15 protein-coding genes are annotated in these 19,091 nt (G+C 37.6%); 14 read left to right on the forward strand and 1 reads right to left on the reverse strand.

Features of this window, described 5'->3' with window-relative positions:
- Positions 1-21: 21 nt before the first annotated feature.
- Positions 22-1,143, reverse strand: coding sequence for a sporulation integral membrane protein YtvI (ytvI, locus tag G3O09_RS09565; protein ID WP_163101253.1), 1,122 nt, complete (start codon positions 1,141-1,143; stop codon positions 22-24).
- A 110-nt stretch (positions 1,144-1,253) separates the two neighbouring features.
- On the opposite strand from ytvI, the gene G3O09_RS09570 reads away from it, so the two are divergent.
- The 14 genes from G3O09_RS09570 (at position 1,254) to G3O09_RS09635 (ending at position 18,111) form a co-directional block, all read left to right on the forward strand.
- Positions 1,254-1,721: a DUF441 domain-containing protein gene (locus G3O09_RS09570; protein WP_205439640.1), complete on the forward strand. Its 468-nt coding sequence runs from the start codon at positions 1,254-1,256 to the stop codon at positions 1,719-1,721.
- 599 nt (positions 1,722-2,320) lie between these two features.
- Positions 2,321-3,436, forward strand: a complete 1,116-nt coding sequence (gene citZ / locus G3O09_RS09575; RefSeq protein WP_163101254.1) for a citrate synthase — start codon at positions 2,321-2,323, stop codon at positions 3,434-3,436.
- 123 nt (positions 3,437-3,559) lie between these two features.
- Entirely contained in the window at positions 3,560-4,831 is a 1,272-nt protein-coding gene (icd, locus tag G3O09_RS09580; RefSeq protein ID WP_163101255.1) for an NADP-dependent isocitrate dehydrogenase, read from the forward strand.
- 94 nt (positions 4,832-4,925) lie between these two features.
- The gene (gene mdh / locus G3O09_RS09585) at positions 4,926-5,867 is read left to right on the forward strand and encodes a malate dehydrogenase (RefSeq protein ID WP_163101256.1); all 942 of its coding nucleotides are present in this window, start codon (positions 4,926-4,928) and stop codon (positions 5,865-5,867) included.
- Positions 5,868-6,120: 253 nt separating this feature from the next.
- Positions 6,121-6,597 carry a MaoC/PaaZ C-terminal domain-containing protein gene (locus G3O09_RS09590; protein ID WP_163101257.1) on the forward strand — a complete coding sequence of 159 codons (477 nt, stop codon included), beginning with the start codon at positions 6,121-6,123 and terminating at the stop codon, positions 6,595-6,597.
- Between the two features lie 124 nt (positions 6,598-6,721).
- On the forward strand, positions 6,722-7,444 hold the full coding sequence (locus tag G3O09_RS09595) for a response regulator transcription factor (RefSeq protein WP_163101258.1): 723 nt from the start codon (positions 6,722-6,724) through the stop codon (positions 7,442-7,444).
- Complete coding sequence (gene pnpS, locus G3O09_RS09600; protein ID WP_163101349.1) at positions 7,441-9,210, forward strand: two-component system histidine kinase PnpS; 1,770 nt, start codon at positions 7,441-7,443, stop codon at positions 9,208-9,210. The genes G3O09_RS09595 and pnpS overlap by 4 nt, the downstream gene beginning before the upstream one ends.
- A gap of 425 nt (positions 9,211-9,635) precedes the next feature.
- Positions 9,636-10,604 carry an FtsH protease activity modulator HflK gene (gene hflK, locus G3O09_RS09605; RefSeq protein ID WP_163101259.1) on the forward strand — a complete coding sequence of 323 codons (969 nt, stop codon included), beginning with the start codon at positions 9,636-9,638 and terminating at the stop codon, positions 10,602-10,604.
- The gene (hflC, locus tag G3O09_RS09610) at positions 10,597-11,544 is read left to right on the forward strand and encodes a protease modulator HflC (protein WP_163101260.1); all 948 of its coding nucleotides are present in this window, start codon (positions 10,597-10,599) and stop codon (positions 11,542-11,544) included. Before hflK ends, hflC begins: the two co-directional genes overlap by 8 nt.
- A gap of 404 nt (positions 11,545-11,948) precedes the next feature.
- On the forward strand, positions 11,949-14,582 hold the full coding sequence (gene polA / locus G3O09_RS09615) for a DNA polymerase I (protein WP_163101261.1): 2,634 nt from the start codon (positions 11,949-11,951) through the stop codon (positions 14,580-14,582).
- Positions 14,583-14,609: 27 nt separating this feature from the next.
- A complete protein-coding gene (gene mutM, locus G3O09_RS09620) occupies positions 14,610-15,452 on the forward strand; it encodes a DNA-formamidopyrimidine glycosylase (RefSeq protein WP_163101262.1) in 843 nt (280 codons plus the stop codon).
- Between the two features lie 101 nt (positions 15,453-15,553).
- Positions 15,554-16,189, forward strand: a complete 636-nt coding sequence (gene ytaF, locus G3O09_RS09625; protein WP_163101263.1) for a sporulation membrane protein YtaF — start codon at positions 15,554-15,556, stop codon at positions 16,187-16,189.
- Between the two features lie 31 nt (positions 16,190-16,220).
- Positions 16,221-16,823 carry a dephospho-CoA kinase gene (coaE, locus tag G3O09_RS09630; protein ID WP_163101264.1) on the forward strand — a complete coding sequence of 201 codons (603 nt, stop codon included), beginning with the start codon at positions 16,221-16,223 and terminating at the stop codon, positions 16,821-16,823.
- 256 nt (positions 16,824-17,079) lie between these two features.
- On the forward strand, positions 17,080-18,111 hold the full coding sequence (locus G3O09_RS09635) for a glyceraldehyde-3-phosphate dehydrogenase (RefSeq protein WP_163101265.1): 1,032 nt from the start codon (positions 17,080-17,082) through the stop codon (positions 18,109-18,111).
- The last annotated feature ends 980 nt before the right edge of the window (positions 18,112-19,091 follow it).

Below are 19,091 nucleotides of genomic sequence, written 5' to 3' on the forward strand. Positions count from 1 at the left end.
TTTGGATAAAAAAATAATTTATCAATATTCTTTGTTCTTTCCTAAAATAAAGCTCCAAATATCAATAAAAACGTTACTCCTATGAAGGGTGTTTATAATGACTAGTGTTACTGGACCGATGATCAGGCCAAGGAATCCTATTAATTTAAAGCCAACGAATAATGACACCAAGGTAGCCAATGGGTCTAAACCTATACTGGATGAAAGGATCTTTGGCTCCATGACCTGTCTTTGTACGAGAACGACTAGATATAGAACACCAAGTCCAATTGCCAAATTCATTTCTCCTGCTACAACCTCGTAAATAATCCATGGGACAAATACAGCCCCTGTCCCTAAGTAAGGAAGTATATCAACAAATCCTGCAACTAATGCGATAGTAATGGCGTATTCTACTCTTAAAACAAGCAACCCTATTAAAACGATGATTGTTGTAATGGAAATTAGGGTTAATTGAGCCTTAATAAAGCCAAATAAAGCTTTTCTCAAATCTTCAAAGATTTTAGAGCCACTTTGCTTCATTTTGTTTGGAGCAAATCGCCCCGCCAAACTACGTAACCGATACCAGTCTTTGCTAATGAAAAAGGTTGCTAACAAGGAAAATATCAAAACAGTCGCTGCACTAGGAAACCACCCAATGATTATCGGGATGTTAGAGAAAAAGTCTTGTATAAAGTCACCAGCTGTCGTTCCTATTTTCTTACCTGCGTTTTGGACATTTTCCATAATAGTATCTTGTTGACCGGCTTCAAGGTTATTGAAGAGTGTAGTGAATTTATGGTACATGGGAATCAGTTGTGAACCTATGAATTGCTCTGTATAATCTATTAGGGTTTGAATATGCTGGGGTATTACCCTAGCCAGGTAGTTGGCACCTGAAACAATTTCAGAGACTAACAGGATGATTAATCCGGTAAAGATTGCAATGATCAGAATAAGGGCTGCAAAAACAGAAAGTGATCTAGGCATTTTTGTTTTTTTCTCAAAAAAGTCCACAATGGGATTGATCATAAATGCGATTATTAAACCAATAATAAATGGATAGGTAACCTTAGAAGTGTACAGTATGGTTATTGCACTTAGAGCAACTATACCAATGACTAAAAATAATCGGACGAACCGATAAATATATGTAGGGTTCAAAACATTGCCTCCTTTTGGATTCCTTTTATTTATTCTACTACGTGTACAATGAAAAAAAGTTTCTTTTTAAAATAAATTCTGAATTTTCTGTAGAGAAGGGATGAGCTATCATGAATGGACCTTTATTATTTTTGTTTCTTTTATTAGGAGTGGGATGGATAGCCAAGAATCCTTCTTTAATGGTGGCCTCTGGATTTTTGCTATTGGTAAAAATGATCGGTGTCGGTGATAAAATTTTCCCTTTTCTTCAAGAAAAGGGAATTAATCTTGGAGTAACGGTCATAACTGTTGCCGTTCTGGTCCCTATTGCAAATGGAAGCATTGGTTTCAAACAACTAATAGATGCGATCAAATCACCATATGCATGGATAGCTTTAGGTGCGGGGATTGCAGTAGCTCTTATTGCAAAAAGCGGGCTCACTTTATTAGTGGATGATCCTCATATAACGACTGCATTGGTTTTCGGGACCATACTTGCCGTTGCGTTATTTAATGGGGTGGCTGTCGGTCCTTTAATCGGAGCAGGTATTGCCTATATAGCCATGAAGGTCTTTGAATTATTTAAGTCGTATTTCTAACACGAACATAGTGTTAAAGCTTTGCTGGAATAGGCATTTTAACTTTTGATTCTGTTATTTTCATATATACATTTACATTAATTTGCATCTTAAACTAATAGAAATCCTTATAAAGCATAATCATATAGTAAGAATTATTCAGTGGGATGAATGTTTACGCTTTTTTTCATCATTTCTATCACCCACTAAGATGTTTTTCTGGTAAAATAATAATTTTTTCACATTTTAAGTTCTTTTCATTCACAAAAATCAGATAATTGTTTATAATAGGACATGTAAGCGGTAAACTTTTACAAGATTTAGAAATAGGTATAATATACAATTAATAGCGTCTTGAAAGCCTTGAGAAATGAATGAGCAATCGCTCGGCTAAAGTGTTTAAGGCTTTGTTCTTATGGGTAAAAATGAAAGAGTTATTCAGTAAACTAATTCATGTGGATTAGTATTCATATATTGTTAACGCTTTCAATTAGCGGACAACTGTTCGCCAATATATATAATGGTCAGGCCTATTATCCACTGCCTGTCACATTACAAAACAAATATATAAATAAAATGAAGTGGGTAAGGGGATTTTTTAGAAAAGGAGAGATTCTGCTATGACAGTGACAAAAGGTCTCGAAGGAATTGTTGCAACAACTTCATCAATCAGTTCAATCATTGATGATACTCTAACTTATGTAGGGTATGATATCGATGATTTAGCAGTGAACGCAAGTTTTGAAGAGGTAATTTACTTATTATGGCACCGTCGTCTTCCTAACAAGGAAGAATTAAAGGAACTAGCAGCACAGCTAGCTGAAAATATGGATGTTCCAAAGGAAGTATTAGATCATTTTAAGACTTTCCCAATTCAAAACGTTCATCCAATGGCTGCATTGCGTTCTGCAATCTCAAACCTTGGTTTATATGATGCAGAAGCAGATGTGATGGATAAAGATGCAAACTATAAAAAAGCGATTCGCTTGCAAGCTCAAATCTCAACAATTGTTACTGCGTTCGCTCGAATCCGTAAAGGTTTGGAGCCTGTTTCCCCTAAGAAAGATCTGAGCTTTGCTGCTAATTTCCTTTACATGCTTAGTGGGAAAGATCCATCAGCGATTGAAGAGGAAGCATTCAACAAAGCGTTAGTGCTTCATGCTGATCACGAATTAAACGCTTCTACGTTTACTGCACGCGTTTGCGTGGCTACACTATCAGATGTTTATTCTGGAATTACAGCTGCAATCGGTGCATTAAAAGGCCCACTTCATGGTGGTGCAAATGAAGCGGTAATGAACATGTTAACTGAGATTGGGTCTGTTGAAAATGTAGAGTCCTACGTTAAAAGCAAACTTGAAAATAAAGAAAAAATCATGGGCTTTGGTCACCGCGTATACCGTAACGGGGACCCACGCGCTAAACACTTAAAAGCAATGTCAGAGAAATTGACAAAACTGACTGGGCAATCCCAGTATTATGAAATGTCAGTGAAAATCGAGGAGCTTGTGACTTCCCAGAAACCACTTCCTCCAAACGTAGATTTTTATTCTGCTTCGGTTTATCATAGCCTAGGAATCGATCATGACTTATTCACGCCAATTTTTGCGGTTAGCCGTACTTCTGGTTGGTTGGCACATATTCTTGAGCAATATGACAACAATCGTCTGATCCGTCCACGTGCAGAATATACAGGTCCTGGCATGCAAAAATATGTGCCTGTGAATGAAAGATAAGGCTACGGATTTTCCAAACACATAATTATATAGTAAATTAATACATGTAGATAAAAAAAGGTTAGAGGCGCTTTGAATGATTAGTGCCTTCTAACCTTTGATATTGGAATTGGAGGGTTTAGTATGAGTCAAGGTGAAAAAATTACAGTTTCTAATGGTGTATTGAATGTGCCAAATAATCCGGTAATCCCTTTTATTGAAGGTGATGGAATTGGTCCTGATATTTGGGCTGCAGCTTCTCGTGTTATCGAAGCAGCAGTAGACAAAGCTTATAATGGTGAAAAGAGCATTGTATGGAAAGAAGTTTTGGCTGGTGAAAAAGCATTCAACCAAACTGGTGAATGGCTACCACAGGAAACTTTAGACTTAATTAATGAGTACTTGATTGCTATCAAAGGTCCTCTTACGACTCCGGTTGGTGGAGGAATCCGTTCATTGAACGTTGCACTTCGTCAAGAATTGGATTTATTCGTTTGCTTACGTCCTGTAAGATACTTTGATGGTGTTCCTTCTCCTGTTAAGCGTCCAGAAGATACTGATATGGTAATCTTCCGTGAGAATACTGAAGATATCTATGCTGGTATTGAGTATGCTAAGGGCTCTGACGAAGTAAAGAAATTAATCGACTTCCTTCAAAACGAAATGGGAGTTTCAAAAATCCGTTTCCCAGAAACGTCTGGAATCGGGATTAAGCCTGTTTCCCAAGAAGGTACTGAGCGTCTTGTACGTGCAGCTATAAATTATGCAATTAAAGAAGGTCGCAAATCCCTTACTTTAGTACATAAAGGTAATATCATGAAATTCACTGAAGGTGCTTTCAAAACTTGGGGTTATGAGTTAGCTGAAAAAGAATTCGGCGATAAAGTATTCACTTGGGCTCAGTATGATCGCATTAAGGCTGATCAAGGTTCAGAAGCAGCTAACAATGCTCAAGCTGCAGCTGAAGCAGAAGGCAAAATTATCGTGAAGGATTCCATCGCGGATATCTTCTTACAACAAATCCTTACTCGTCCAAAAGAGTTTGATGTTGTAGCTACAATGAACTTAAACGGTGATTACATCTCTGATGCTCTTGCTGCACAAGTTGGTGGAATTGGTATCGCTCCAGGAGCAAACATCAACTATGAAACAGGACACGCAATCTTTGAAGCTACACATGGTACTGCACCGAAGTATGCTGGCTTAGATAAAGTTAACCCATCTTCAGTTCTACTTTCAGGTGTATTGATGCTTGAACACCTTGGATGGAACGAAGCAGCTAAAATGATCATTAACTCAGTTGAAAAGACAATCTCTTCTAAAGTTGTAACTTATGACTTTGCTCGTCTAATGGATGGAGCTACAGAAGTGAAGTGCTCTGAATTTGCTGATGAGTTAATCAAAAACTTAGCATAATTCCTATACGATTTTCGTAGACTGATAATTGGCAATCGCTATTTATCAGTCTACTTACATATGATTGGGAAGATGACAAGGGAGGAATAAAACAATGGCAGCATTAACACGCAAAAAAATTTCCGTTATCGGTGGAGGATTTACTGGAGCAACGACTGCATTTTTATTAGCTCAAAAAGAACTTGGAGATGTAGTGCTAGTTGATATCCCTCAAATGGAAAACCCTACAAAAGGAAAAGCGTTAGATATGCTTGAGGCTGGACCGGTTCAAGGATTTGATGCTAATATCACTGGTACTTCTAGCTATGAAGACACCAAGGATTCTGACATCGTAATCATCACAGCTGGTATCGCACGTAAGCCTGGAATGAGCCGCGATGATTTGGTTCAAACTAACCAGAAAATCATGAAATCAGTTGCTCAAGAAGTGGCTAAACATTCTCCAAACAGTTTTATTATCGTTTTGACTAATCCAGTTGATGCAATGACATACACAATCTTCAAAGAAAGTGGCTTCCCTAAAAACCGTGTAATCGGACAATCAGGTGTATTGGATTCAGCTCGTTTCCGTACATTCGTTGCACAAGAATTAAAAATGTCTGTAAAAGACATTACTGGCTTCGTACTTGGGGGTCATGGCGATGACATGGTCCCTTTAGTTCGCTATTCTTATGCTGGTGGAATCCCATTGGAAACATTAATTCCAAAAGATCGTTTAGATGCGATTGTTGAGCGTACTCGTAAAGGTGGAGCTGAAATCGTAAATCTACTTGGAAATGGTAGTGCATATTATGCCCCAGCTGCATCTTTAGTTGAAATGGCAGAAGCGATTCTTAAAGATCAACGCCGTGTACTGCCAGCTATTGCTTACCTTGAAGGAGAATATGGAATGGAAGGTATTTACCTTGGCGTTCCAACCATCCTTGGTGCAAACGGAATCGAAAAGGTTATTGAACTCGAACTTACAGAAACTGAAAAAGCAGAACTTGCAAAATCAGCTGAATCTGTTCGTAATGTTATGAGTGTACTCGCATAACCTTTAATATGAAAAAATATAAATTCGGGGATGCTTTTCCCCGAATTTTTTTAAAAATGGCCTTATTTAGGCGAGTTGATTGGAGCGGAAGTCGCGAGACTCCTGCGGAAAAAGCGGGTCAAGGAAGATCCCACAGGCGCTAGTATGCGCCAAGGTGGCTCCCAAACCGTCCGCGGAAAGCGAGTGGCTGGAACGAATTTCAACAGGCTACTTTTTTACCGCCAGTTCTGTAATACTTTCGGAGGTGTTGAAAATGCTTTTAGGCAAAAAACGAAAACTCGGAAGAATCATTGAGGAAATTAAACCTGGTGAGAAGCTTAGCCTCACAGAAAAGATAGAAGACAAGGATTTATTATTATATTTAGGGTTAACGAACGATGCAAATCCTTTATACATACAGCATGATTATGCTTCCATGACATCCTTCAAGAAGCCGATTGTACCGAATATCATGTTGTTAGGTATTATTACTTCCGCGGTTTCTAAATATTTACCTGGACCAGGAAGCCATATCTTAAAGCAGGATATCAATTTTGTTAAACCTGTTTACCATTATGGGACTGTTAAATTTCTTTTTGAAGTAACAGAAGTGGATGTAACGAAACATACTGTTACAATCAAAATTGACGGAAAAAATGAAGAGGAGCAAACGGTGCTTGATGGTTTTATGGTGGTTTGTCCTCCAAAATCAGTCGACGGAACGGACGGTCACGCTTTAGAGAATTTTTAATAACTATTAATTTGAGCAGAATGTCATTAGATATTCTGCTTTTCTTTGTAGTTTGAGAAAATTATTATTATAATGAAAGTGGATGTGGTCTTCGGGGGTTAATACAGTTTTTGGGGAGGAACTTATGCTTAAGAAAGTATTAGTGGTGGATGATGAGCAGTCAATCGTAACTTTGTTAGAATATAATTTAAAACAGGCAGGCTACGATGTCATCACAGCTTGTGACGGTGAAGAAGGCAGAAATCGAGCTTTGGAAGAAAAACCTGATATTATCGTTTTAGATTTAATGCTTCCAAAATTAGATGGAATTGAAGTTTGTAAACAGATTCGCCAACAGAAAGTCATGGTTCCAATTCTCATGCTGACTGCTAAGGATGATGAATTCGATAAGGTACTAGGTTTGGAGCTAGGTGCAGACGATTATATGACAAAACCATTTAGTCCAAGAGAAGTAGTGGCCCGTGTCAAAGCCATATTACGTCGGTCATCTATTTCGCCAGAACAAACATCAGGCGAAAAGGGCGAAGATGATGATGAGCAAATCAAAATAGGTCAGCTACTTGTGTATCCTGATCGATATGAAGCTTACTTTGCAGAACAAAAGCTTGAATTGACTCCAAAGGAGTTTGAACTGTTATTATATCTAACCCGTTATAAAGGTAGAGTATTGACCCGAGATCAATTGTTAAGTTCTGTTTGGAATTATGATTTCGCTGGTGATACTAGAATAGTGGACGTGCACATTAGCCATTTGCGCGAAAAAATAGAAGTCGATACAAAGAAACCTAAATATATCAAGACAATCCGTGGACTTGGGTATAAATTTGAGGAGCCAAAAGAGGAATAATGAAATTCCGTTCTAAGATTTTTGCCACGCTAGTTTTGCTTATTTTATTTGTTATGCTGGGACTGGGCATTTTGCTTGGCCAGCTTTTTAAATCGTATTATTTTAATGCTATCAATAATGGGATAAAGCATGAACTGGATGTACTAGTAAACTATGTTCAGGATAATGGTGGGGTCGAAGCATTCCTTGAAGATAAAAAGGCTAAGGAAATATTCTCATCCTTTGATACTAGTCTTGCAATCCTTTCACCTGATAATCAAATTTTGTATCATACATACCATTATGAAGATTTGTCATTATCAAAACATAAGGCAATTATAAAGGAAATTGTCAATACCACCGATCAAGATGGCTATCAAGTGATTAAAGGCAATTATGATTATCACTATTTTTGGATGCCGATTAAGATGGCTGGAGAAATAGAAGGATACGCGGTGGTCAGTAGTCAATTGGCTGGGATGAAGCAGATTAACATGCATATGTGGTGGATTCTCTTTGTTAGTTTAAGTGCCGCTCTGATAATTATTTTGATAATTGGAAGCAGAATTGCGACAAAGTATACGAAACCAATTGAGGCTGCTACCAACACTGCAATTGAATTGGCAAAGGGGAATTTTCGCGCACGAACATATGAGGAACATAGTAGTGTGACTGCCATGTTAAGTACCTCAATAAATGTACTTGCTAGGAATCTACAAGAGATGGAAACTGCAAGGGAAATGCAACAAGACAGATTAGCTACGTTGATTGAAAATATTGGTTCTGGCGTCCTTTTAATTGATAGTCAGGGGTATATTACTTTATTCAATAAATCATACAAGCAAATCTTTAAAATAGAAAGTCATGAATTTCTTTATCGACTATATTATGAAGTCATTCCTTTTAAGGAAGTGATTCGTTTGATTGAAGATATTTTCATGACTGAAAAAACCGTCAAAAAACAATTTATACTGCCAGTGAAGCTAGAAAGAAGACATTTTGAAGTCTACGGCGCTCCTATCATCGGGAATAATGATGAATGGAAAGGAGTTGTTCTTGTATTCCATGACATTACCGAAATAAAAAAGCTTGAGCAAATGAGAAAGGATTTTGTAGCAAATGTTTCTCATGAACTAAAAACCCCTATTACTTCTATTAAGGGATTTTCTGAAACCCTGCTTGACGGTGCCATGGAGGATAAAGAAACACTCAAACATTTCCTTACAATTATTCTAAAGGAAAGCGACCGTTTACAATCTCTTATTCAAGACCTATTAGACCTCTCTAAAATTGAGCAGCAAGGATTCTTGATTGATTTCACAAAACTTGATCTAATCAACCTTCTTGAGGAAACGAGTTTGATTTTTGAACGAAAAGCAGAGGAGAAAGGCATAAAGTTTTCTATTATTCCTCATCCTTCACCTGTGATTATCGAAGGAGATACTTTGCGACTGAAACAAATATTTATTAACTTAATCAGTAATGCCATTGCGTATACTCCTTCAGGCGGAGAAGTGGAAGTTCTTGTCTATGAAGAGGCTGAAACAGTAAATGTTGAAGTGAAGGATACAGGAATGGGCATTCAGGAAGAAGAACTTCCAAGGATTTTTGAGAGATTTTACAGAGTGGATAAAGCCAGAAGTAGAAACTCTGGAGGGACTGGTCTAGGGCTTGCCATTGTAAAGCATTTACTTGAAGCCCATAAAGGTGATATATCAGTGAATAGTACCCCTGGGGGAGGCACTACTTTCATTGTTAAGTTGCAAAAATCAATCCAAGGAAACTAAGGGTAATCTTAACAAATTATTTACACATTTTTCATCTTTGCTTAATAACCATCAAATACAATGTGTAGTGAAGACCCCTTCATCCAAGGAGCCTAGAAAAGGCAAGGACACGACCCCGTCCTTGCCTTTTCGCTTTTCTCTTGTATGATACATAGTTAGTTTTTTATCGTCATTCCCTTCCCCTCATTTCTCATTGAAAACTGGATTAATTCCCTACAATTCTTCTAAGCGACGCATGCTTTACTTTTCATAATAGTAAAAAATATCGAAACTTTTTATGGAATTCTACGTAAACATTAAAGGAATCATTAAGTGCATCCACTGAATGATAATGAAAGGGATGCGAAAAATAGAATATGGGTAGGTTTGCGGTACTGTCGCAAAAGTATGCTTATCCAAACTTCGATCTGGAAGGGAGAAACAGGATGGTAAGTCTAAAAAGAATTTATATTATTACAGGACTTGTTTTATTATCTTTACTTATTATCAATGTGGCCATTACAACTTGGTATACAGTTGATGAATCTGACCAAGCTGTTGTAATGACGTTTGGGGATGTGCAGGATACAATCACTGACCCAGGATTACATTTCAAACTACCTTGGCCCATACAATCTGTAGAAAAGCTTTCGAAAGAGACGTTCTCTCTACAATTTGGGTATCAACAAGAAAAAGATGGAGAAATCAAGGAGTTTCCAAGGGATACCAAAATGATAACGGGTGACGAGAATATCGTATTGGCTGATTTAGTGGTCCAATGGAAAATAACAGATCCTCCTAAATTTTTATATAATTCTGATGCCCCTGAAAAAATCTTATACAACGCAACATCATCTGCCCTACGCAGTACGATTGGAAGTGCAAAAATCGATGACGCTTTGACTTCAGGAAAAGCAGAAATCGAGGCCGATGTTCGTGAAATGCTTTCAGAATTAATCGCTAAGTACGATGTTGGGATTTCCGTTCTTGCAGTCAAATTACAAGATGTAGAATTGCCTAATAAGGATGTACGTAAGGCATTCACAGATGTGACGGATGCCCGGGAGACGATGAATACAAAAATCAACGAAGCAAGGAAGTATGAAAATAAACAAATGAACGAAGCGCAAGGGGAAAAGGACGCGATCATTTCCAAAGCGAACGGTGACAAAGCTGCCCGTATTGAACAGGCACGTGGGGATGTCGCAGTATTCAATAAGTTATATGAGGAGTACAAAAAGAGTCCTGAGGTCACAAAAGACCGTTTAGTCATTGAAACTTTAGAACAAGTTCTACCGAAAACTGAAATTTATATTATGAATGATGATGGCAATACCATGAAATATTTCCCTATCCGACCATTGGAGAAGGAACAGCCAAAAGTTCAAGAGGAGGGGAAGAACTCCAATGAATAACGAAACTGGTAACAAAGAAACTGTTATTGATATCAAGAACGCTAAATCAAATGGCTTTCAGTGGAAAGGATATATGAGGTTAGGGGTATTCTTCCTTGTTTTAATCCTTGTCTTACTATTCATTATTCGAAATATATATATCGTAAAAGAAGGCGAATATAAAGTAGTACGCCAATTCGGCGAGGTAGTCAGGATTGATAGCACCCCAGGTTTGAAATCAAAAATTCCATTTATCCAAAGCGTAACCACACTGCCGAAGTACCAAATGACTTATGATGTTTCCGAAGCGGAAATTAACACCAAAGATAAAAAACGAATGCTGATTGATAATTACTCGGTTTGGCGCATCGAAGATCCCAAAAAGATGATATCAAATGCTAGAACGGTTGAAAAAGCGGAATCTAAGATGGAAGAGTTCATTTATTCTGTTGTACGTTCCGAACTTGGCCAATTAAATTATGATGAAATCATCAATGATGAAAAATCATCACGAGGCAGTGTCAACGACCGTGTGACGGAGCTTGTCAATGAAATGCTTTCTAAAGATAATTATGGAATTGTCGTAACAGATGTACGAATGAAACGCACTGACCTTCCAGCTGAAAACGAACAATCTGTATTTAAGCGAATGATTTCTGAACGAGAATCAAAAGCCCAAGAATATCTGTCTATGGGGGATGCAGAGAAAAATCGTATTGTTGCCGAGACGGATCGTCAAGTAAAGGAAATTATCTCAAAGGCCCAGGCAGACGCACAAGTGATTCGTGCCCAAGGGGAAGGAGAGGCTGCCCGTGTCTACAACCAATCCTTTTCAAAAGACGCAGACTTCTATAACCTATATCGAACACTAGAATCCTACAAAAAAACAATCAATGGGGAAACTGTATTAGTTTTACCATCCGATTCACCTTATGCGAAATTACTAATGGGTGGTCAATAAGTTCTAACTTACAAAGGTGCTCAAGAAGGTCATGCCATAATGATCAGCTTGAGTACCTTTTTTATTTAAGGCTGTTTTCAAAAAGTTTATTACTGTATTGGTGGAATGTAACTTTAACTATCTGAGTTGATTGTAGCGGAGGGCACTTGACTCCTCGAATGGAAGCTTATTCAATGTCCTGGGTGAAAAGATGGAAGTGAGAGACCCAACAGGCGGTAACACCGAGGAGGCTCGGAAAGCAAGTGCCTATCGCTAAAAACAACACTATATGCGAAAAGAGCCTTATTTAAGTAAGAATGGTGTGTAAAGCCCATCAATTTTTCTTTCTTCTAATAGACATGATAAAATAGATATAACTAGAAGGAGGCTTGCCCTATACAGCAAGTTTTTAAGGAGGGTTCAGATTGACAAAAAAAGTCGTTTTAATAGATGGGAATAGTATCGCATACCGTGCTTTTTTTGCTTTGCCACTTTTGAACAATGATAAAGGAATACATACGAATGCGATTTACGGATTTACCATGATGCTGACGAAAATCTTAGAAGATGAAAAACCGAGTCACGTTTTAGTGGCGTTCGATGCAGGTAAAACTACTTTTCGCCATGCCACTTTTAAAGAGTATAAAGGTGGAAGACAGAAAACACCACCAGAGCTTTCAGAACAATTCCCTTTCATCAGAGAGCTATTGGACGCATATGGAATCTCGAGATATGAATTGGAAAACTATGAAGCGGATGACATTATCGGTACTTTATCTTTGGAAGCTGAAAAAGAAGGATTTGAAGTAAAGGTCATTTCTGGTGACAAAGACTTGACGCAGCTTTCTTCCCCAAAAACGACCGTATGTATTACGCGTAAAGGGATCACAGATATAGAAGTATATACTCCAGAGCACATTCAAGAAAAATACGGGATCAGCCCTGAACAAATCATAGATATGAAAGGGTTAATGGGGGATTCATCTGATAATATTCCAGGAGTCCCAGGAGTCGGGGAGAAAACGGCTCTAAAGCTTCTTCACCAATTTGGGACTTTAGAGGCTCTATTAGAGAACATTCCTGAAGTCTCAGGCAATAAGTTGAAGGAGAAGCTTGAGGAAAATAAAGAAATGGCGGTATTGAGTAAGCAATTAGCGACCATTACTCGTGAAGCACCGGTTGATATCAGTTTGGATGCAATCTCTTATAGTGGATTTGAACCAGCCAAGGTTGCTCCACTCTATAAAGAACTAGGATTCAACTCGTTGCTTGATAAATTGGATTACACCGATGATAGTGACTTATCCGAACAAATGGAGGATATCAAAGTTCAATTCGTTACATCAGTTGAAGAAGGATTCTTCGCGAATGAAAATGCATTCTACATTGAAATGTTAGGTGAAAGTTATCATCGTGAAGACATAATAGGCTTTTCGATTGCCAATGAAAATGGAATTTATTATATTCCGACAGAAGTGGCCTTAGAATCCGAATTGTTTAAGAAATGGATTGAAGATCCTTCAAGGAAAAAAGCGGTTTACGATGCGAAGAAGTCATGGGTTGCATTAAAGAGGCATGGAATGGACCTTCAAGGAATCGATTTTGATACCTATATAGCTTCTTATATATTGAATCCTTCTGAATCAGGTGATGATGTTGCTGCAGTTGCGAAACATCAACTAAATCTCCAAATTCCTTCAGATGAAAGCTTTTACGGCAAAGGTGCGAAACAATCAGTACCTGAAGAAAATCAACTGGGTGAATTCCTTGGTAGAAAAGCAGATGCCTTATACAGACTTGAAGAAGTAATGAGTGCTTCACTATTAGAAAACAATCAGTATGGCTTATTAAAAGATCTAGAAATGCCGCTATCCCTTATTCTTGCGGAAATGGAACATCAAGGGGTAAAAGTAGATGTCCATTATCTTCAGGATATGGGGAAAATGATGACTAAACGTCTAAAGGAAATGGAAGAAAGAATCCATGACTTAGCAGGAGAGAATTTCAATATTAATTCCCCTAAGCAGCTTGGGGTCATTTTATTTGATAAGTTGAAGCTTCCGGTCGTAAAGAAAACAAAAACGGGTTATTCCACTTCAGCAGATGTATTGGAACAATTAGAGGATAAGCATGAAATAGTCCGTCAAATTCTGGATTATCGACAAATCGGGAAATTACAATCCACCTATATTGAAGGATTACTAAAGGTAATTGACCGTGAAACAGGCAAGGTTCATACTAGGTTCAATCAAGCATTAACTCAAACGGGTCGTCTGAGCTCTATCGATCCGAATCTGCAAAACATCCCGATTCGATTAGAAGAAGGTCGAAAAATTCGTCAAGCTTTTGTACCTTCAGAAGAAGGATGGCTCATTTTTGCTGCGGATTATTCGCAGATTGAGTTACGGGTCTTGGCACATATAGCGGAAGACAAGGGTTTAATTGAAGCCTTCCAAACCGATATGGATATCCATACAAAAACTGCCATGGACGTATTCCATGTTGAAAAGGATGAAGTGACATCCAACATGAGAAGGCAAGCAAAGGCAGTTAATTTCGGGATTGTGTATGGAATCAGTGACTATGGACTTTCCCAAAGTTTAGGGATAACACGTAAAGAAGCGGGCACATTCATTGAGAGATATTTAGAGAGCTTCCCTGGAGTTAAAGAGTATATGACAGACATTATCCAAGATGCAAAGCAAAAAGGATATGTCTCTACATTATTGCATAGAAGAAGATACTTACCAGAAATAACAAGTAGAAATTTCAATATAAGAAGTTTTGCCGAACGCACAGCAATGAACACCCCTATCCAAGGTAGTGCGGCTGATATCATCAAACAAGCCATGATTGGAATGAATGATCGGTTAAAGAATGAAGGATTAAAAGCAAGATTACTATTAACCGTGCATGATGAATTGATTTTTGAAGCACCAGAAGAAGAAATTGAAATGTTAAAGAAAATCGTTCCAGAAGAAATGGAAAGCGCACTTGAACTAAAAGTGCCTTTGAAGGTGGACTATGCTTACGGATCATCTTGGTACGATGCAAAATAAATCAAATAGGAATGGAGGGTAAAAGCTATGCCTGAGCTTCCTGAGGTAGAAACAGTTCGAAAAACGTTGGAAGAGCTGGTTGTCGGAAAAACGATAGCAAAAGTAGATGTTTATTGGCCAAAGCTGATCAAAGAGCCAATAGATGTTGAACAATTCCAAGATGCCCTGGTCGGCGAGAAGCTAATTGACATTGGACGTAGAGGGAAATTCCTCATCATCTATACAACTAAATTCGCATTGATTTCCCATTTAAGAATGGAAGGGAAATACGGTGTTTTTCCAAAAGAAGAGCCAGTGGAAAAACATACGCATGTTATTTTCTCATTTGATGACGGTACAGAGCTAAGATATAAGGACGTTAGGAAATTCGGAACGATGCACCTTTTCCTAAAAGGAGAGGAATATAATAGACTACCTCTTTTGCATTTAGGTCCTGAGCCTTTAACAGAGGAATTTACAACACAGTATTTAAAAGAAGCCTTACAAAATACAAAAAGATCGATTAAAACTACATTGTTAGATCAAACAAAAGTAGTGGGAATTGGTAATATTTATGTGGATGAAGCATTGTTTCGGGCAAGGATTCATCCTGAGCGATTAGCCTCATCATTGTCACATCTTGAATATGAAAAATTGGTCCATGAGATAAAAGAGACTTTGGGTGAAGCTGTAAAAAAAGGTGGAAGCACGATTCGATCCTACATAAATTCACAAGGGCAAATCGGGATGTTCCAACAGCAATTACTCGTATATGGTAGAAAAGGCGAGAATTGTACGAACTGTGGCAGTCCTTTAGAGAAATTGAAGGTCGGTGGGAGGGGCACTCATATTTGTCCTATCTGCCAACCGCTTCCGAGCCAAGTGGATTAATCTAGCTAGATTCTATTTATTTTACTAATTTTAGGTTTCATTAACATTGGATGGGCTCCTTCCATATACTATCGTAGTCATCGTTAGGAAGGAGCTTGTTCATGGTAAATATTCTATCTCTAATGGCACTAACCTTTGCTGTCAGCTTAGATAGCTTTAGTGTTGGATTCACATATGGATTACGTAAAGTACAAATTCCTTTTAAGTCCATTCTAATTATTTCGTGTTGTTCTGCCATAAGCTTGCTTCTTGCAATGTTCATAGGACAATTTCTAGGGAGTGTATTGTCTCCACACATAGCCGAACGAGTTGGTGGATCGATTTTGATGGTTCTTGGATTTTGGATCCTGTTTCAATTTTTCAGGCCAGAAAAACTAGAAGAAGAAATGCCAGATGAAAAAATCATATTCACATTCGAGATAAAGTCCCTTGGCGTCGCTATTAATATCTTACGTAAGCCGTTAACTGCGGACTTTGACCGATCTGGAACCATCAACGGAATTGAAGCATTGGTTTTAGGCTTTGCACTTTCATTAGATGCATTTGGTGCAGGAATAGGAGCAGCCATGTTAGATTTTTCCCCTTTCATACTTGCAACTTCTATTGCTGTCATGAGTTTATTATTTATTGTCACTGGTTTGAAATGCGGAAAACTACTATCATCCAAAGTCTGGCTTACAAAATTGTCATTTTTACCGGGCATTTTGTTATTCGCAATTGGTTTATGGAAATGGTGAAAAAGAATATCATTAAACTAGAGGTTTAAAAATGGGTAGAGTCATCGGGTTGACAGGCGGTATAGCAAGTGGAAAAAGTACAGTAAGTGATATGATTAGAAAATTAGGATTTGTTGTTGTAGATGCTGATATCGCTGCAAAAACGGTTGTGCAGCCTGGACAGCCAGCACTCTCCCTAATTGTAGAAACCTTTGGGGAAGATATATTAAATGAATCAGGAGAATTGGACCGTCCGAAACTAGGGTCCATTGTGTTTCAGGATGAAGAAAAAAGACTCCAATTAAACAGTATCGTTCATCCTGCTGTTCGCAAATTTATGAAAGATGAACAAGAATCAGCTTTTCTAAAGGGAGAAAAGGTTGTATTTTTGGACATCCCATTATTGTTCGAGAGTAATCTAACCTTTATGGTTGAAAAAATCTTATTGGTGTATGTAGATAAGAATATGCAATTAGCACGTTTGATGAAGAGAAATGGCTTTTCTGAAAAAGAAGCTCTTGACCGAATCAGTTCACAATGGCCATTAAAAGAAAAAATCGAGCATTCAGATGCAGTGATCAACAATAATGGAACCATTGAAGAAACAAAGGGGCAATTGTTATCCATCCTACGTCAATGGGACATTATCGACTAATTGGGTTATACCATTTGTTTAAAGTAAATCATGGATTGTAGAGCTTGCATTTTCTTGCAGGCTTTTTTTAATACTTTAGAAAGACAAAATGGTAGTGTGTAAGCAATACAGAGTAGTCATTTTTAATTTCGTAAATTCTAAATAGTTAAACATTTTAAAATCCGCATTTTTATTATCACAATTATGTTTTATTATGTTATACTAATTACATCAAGAGGTTAATAAAGTATAACACTAATTCGGGGGGTTCCGAAAAATGAAAGCAAGAATTGCAATCAATGGATTTGGACGTATAGGTAGAATGGTATTTAGAAAGGCAATACTTGAAGATCAATTGGAGATTGTCGCAATAAATGCTAGCTATCCATCTGAAACGTTAGCACATTTAATTAAATATGATACTAATCATGGCACTTTTGCAGGCGAAGTAATTCCTGAAGATAATGCACTAGTCGTAAATGGTAAGCGCATTCAATTGGTTAGCGAACGTGATCCAAAAGAACTTCCTTGGGAAGAAATGAATATAGATATCGTAATTGAAGCTACAGGAAAATTTAACTCAAGAGATAAAGCAGCCCTTCATTTAGAAGCTGGAGCTAAGAAAGTCATCTTGACGGCCCCAGGAAAAAATGAAGATGTAACAATCGTTATGGGTGTTAATGATGGAGATCTTGATATTGAAAATCATTCTATCATCTCCAATGCATCTTGTACGACTAACTGCCTTGCTCCTGTAGTAAAGGTTCTAGATGACCAATTCGGTATTGAGAATGGTTTAATGACTACTGTTCATGCATACACTAATGATCAAAAAAATATAGACAACCCACATAAAGACTTGCGTAGAGCTCGTGCATGCGGTCAAAGTATCATCCCTACTACAACAGGTGCAGCAAAAGCATTATCACTTGTATTGCCACACCTTAAAGGGAAATTACATGGTATGGCTTTACGTGTACCAACTCCAAACGTATCTTTAGTTGACTTAGTTGTAGATTTGAAATCTGATGTAACAGCTGAAACTATCAATGATGCATTTATTAATGCAGCAAATGGTTCACTAAATGGAATTCTTCATTATACAGATGAGCCGTTAGTTTCCGTGGATTTTAATACAAATCCAAATTCAGCTATCATCGATGGGTTGTCCACTATGGTTATTGGGGACAACAAAGTAAAAGTTTTAGCTTGGTACGATAACGAGTGGGGCTACTCCTGCCGTGTTGTAGACCTAACTAAATACGTAGCAAAACAACTTTTGACACAATCAGAAGTACACGTTAGCTAGGATTGGTTACTGTCATTTAATTTATTTCTGAAAAATTACCCTTACTCTTTGGCTTGCCTAAAAATGGCAAGCCTCTTTTTCGTATTTCACAACTTTGACTGATTCAAATTCTTCAGAGGAAGGAAATGCTAGCTTGAATGGAGGATATTCGGGTTAGAGTGAATGATAACGGAGATTATGTGAAGGAAAAATGTCGTCCAAAGTGGATAAAAGAAATTTCGCGTGGGAAAATTTCTGATTTTCCCAAAAAGTGAAGGATAAAATTTGAAAAGTGAAAGGTAAAACAAGCAAAAGTGCAGGATAACTGGGGTAGAGTGAACGATAATGGGCCTAAAGTGAAGGATAAAAGAGAGGCACCTGGAAAATGAACTGATGAAGGTTCTGAAGAGTGAAGGATAAGCTAGCAAGTGTGCATGATATCCGAGGTGAAGTGAATAGTATCGTAACCTAAGTGAAGGGTAATCGCCTTTCAAAGTGGATAAAAGAAATTTCGCGTGGGAAAATTTCTGATTTTCCCAAAAAGTGAAGGATAAAATTTGAAAAGTGAAAGGTAAAACAAGCAAAGGTGCAGGATAACTGGGGTAGAGTGAACGATAATGGGCATAAAGTGAAGGATAAAAGAGAGGCACACCTGGAAAATGAACTGATGAAGGTTCTGATGAGTGAAGGATAAACTAGCAAGCAGGATATCCGCGGTAAAGTGAAGGATAAAGTGCATCATGTGAAGGATAAAAATAGAGGATATTTTGATCAGATAATCCAGCATAGATTGATGAAATTACCAAAAATTTTCATCACACATTAACCTTATTTTCGATATAATAATGGTATTGTTCGTTCCAAAAACACATAAGCGAATAATTGTCTTTTTGGAATGAAACCCTTATTATATTTGGGTTTGTGTGTCATTGGTTTAAAATGCTTGTATTTTTTTTGTAAATGTATATTGCAAAACAAAAATAAACGAAGTATACTATGAT

Origin of the sequence: Peribacillus alkalitolerans (assembly GCF_010882125.1) — a bacterium.
Lineage (GTDB): Bacteria > Bacillota > Bacilli > Bacillales > DSM-1321 > Bacillus_BN > Bacillus_BN alkalitolerans.

Bases quoted from the DNA above. Each gene is read 5' to 3' on its own strand.
- G3O09_RS09570 (WP_205439640.1), top strand. From the start codon at position 1,254: ATGAATGGACCTTTATTATTTTTGTTTCTTTTATTAGGAGTGGGATGG.
- citZ (WP_163101254.1), top strand. From the start codon at position 2,321: ATGACAGTGACAAAAGGTCTCGAAGGAATTGTTGCAACAACTTCATCA.
- icd (WP_163101255.1), top strand. From the start codon at position 3,560: ATGAGTCAAGGTGAAAAAATTACAGTTTCTAATGGTGTATTGAATGTG.
- mdh (WP_163101256.1), top strand. From the start codon at position 4,926: ATGGCAGCATTAACACGCAAAAAAATTTCCGTTATCGGTGGAGGATTT.
- G3O09_RS09590 (WP_163101257.1), top strand. From the start codon at position 6,121: ATGCTTTTAGGCAAAAAACGAAAACTCGGAAGAATCATTGAGGAAATT.
- G3O09_RS09595 (WP_163101258.1), top strand. From the start codon at position 6,722: ATGCTTAAGAAAGTATTAGTGGTGGATGATGAGCAGTCAATCGTAACT.
- hflK (WP_163101259.1), top strand. From the start codon at position 9,636: ATGGTAAGTCTAAAAAGAATTTATATTATTACAGGACTTGTTTTATTA.
- hflC (WP_163101260.1), top strand. From the start codon at position 10,597: ATGAATAACGAAACTGGTAACAAAGAAACTGTTATTGATATCAAGAAC.
- mutM (WP_163101262.1), top strand. From the start codon at position 14,610: ATGCCTGAGCTTCCTGAGGTAGAAACAGTTCGAAAAACGTTGGAAGAG.
- ytaF (WP_163101263.1), top strand. From the start codon at position 15,554: ATGGTAAATATTCTATCTCTAATGGCACTAACCTTTGCTGTCAGCTTA.
- coaE (WP_163101264.1), top strand. From the start codon at position 16,221: ATGGGTAGAGTCATCGGGTTGACAGGCGGTATAGCAAGTGGAAAAAGT.
- G3O09_RS09635 (WP_163101265.1), top strand. From the start codon at position 17,080: ATGAAAGCAAGAATTGCAATCAATGGATTTGGACGTATAGGTAGAATG.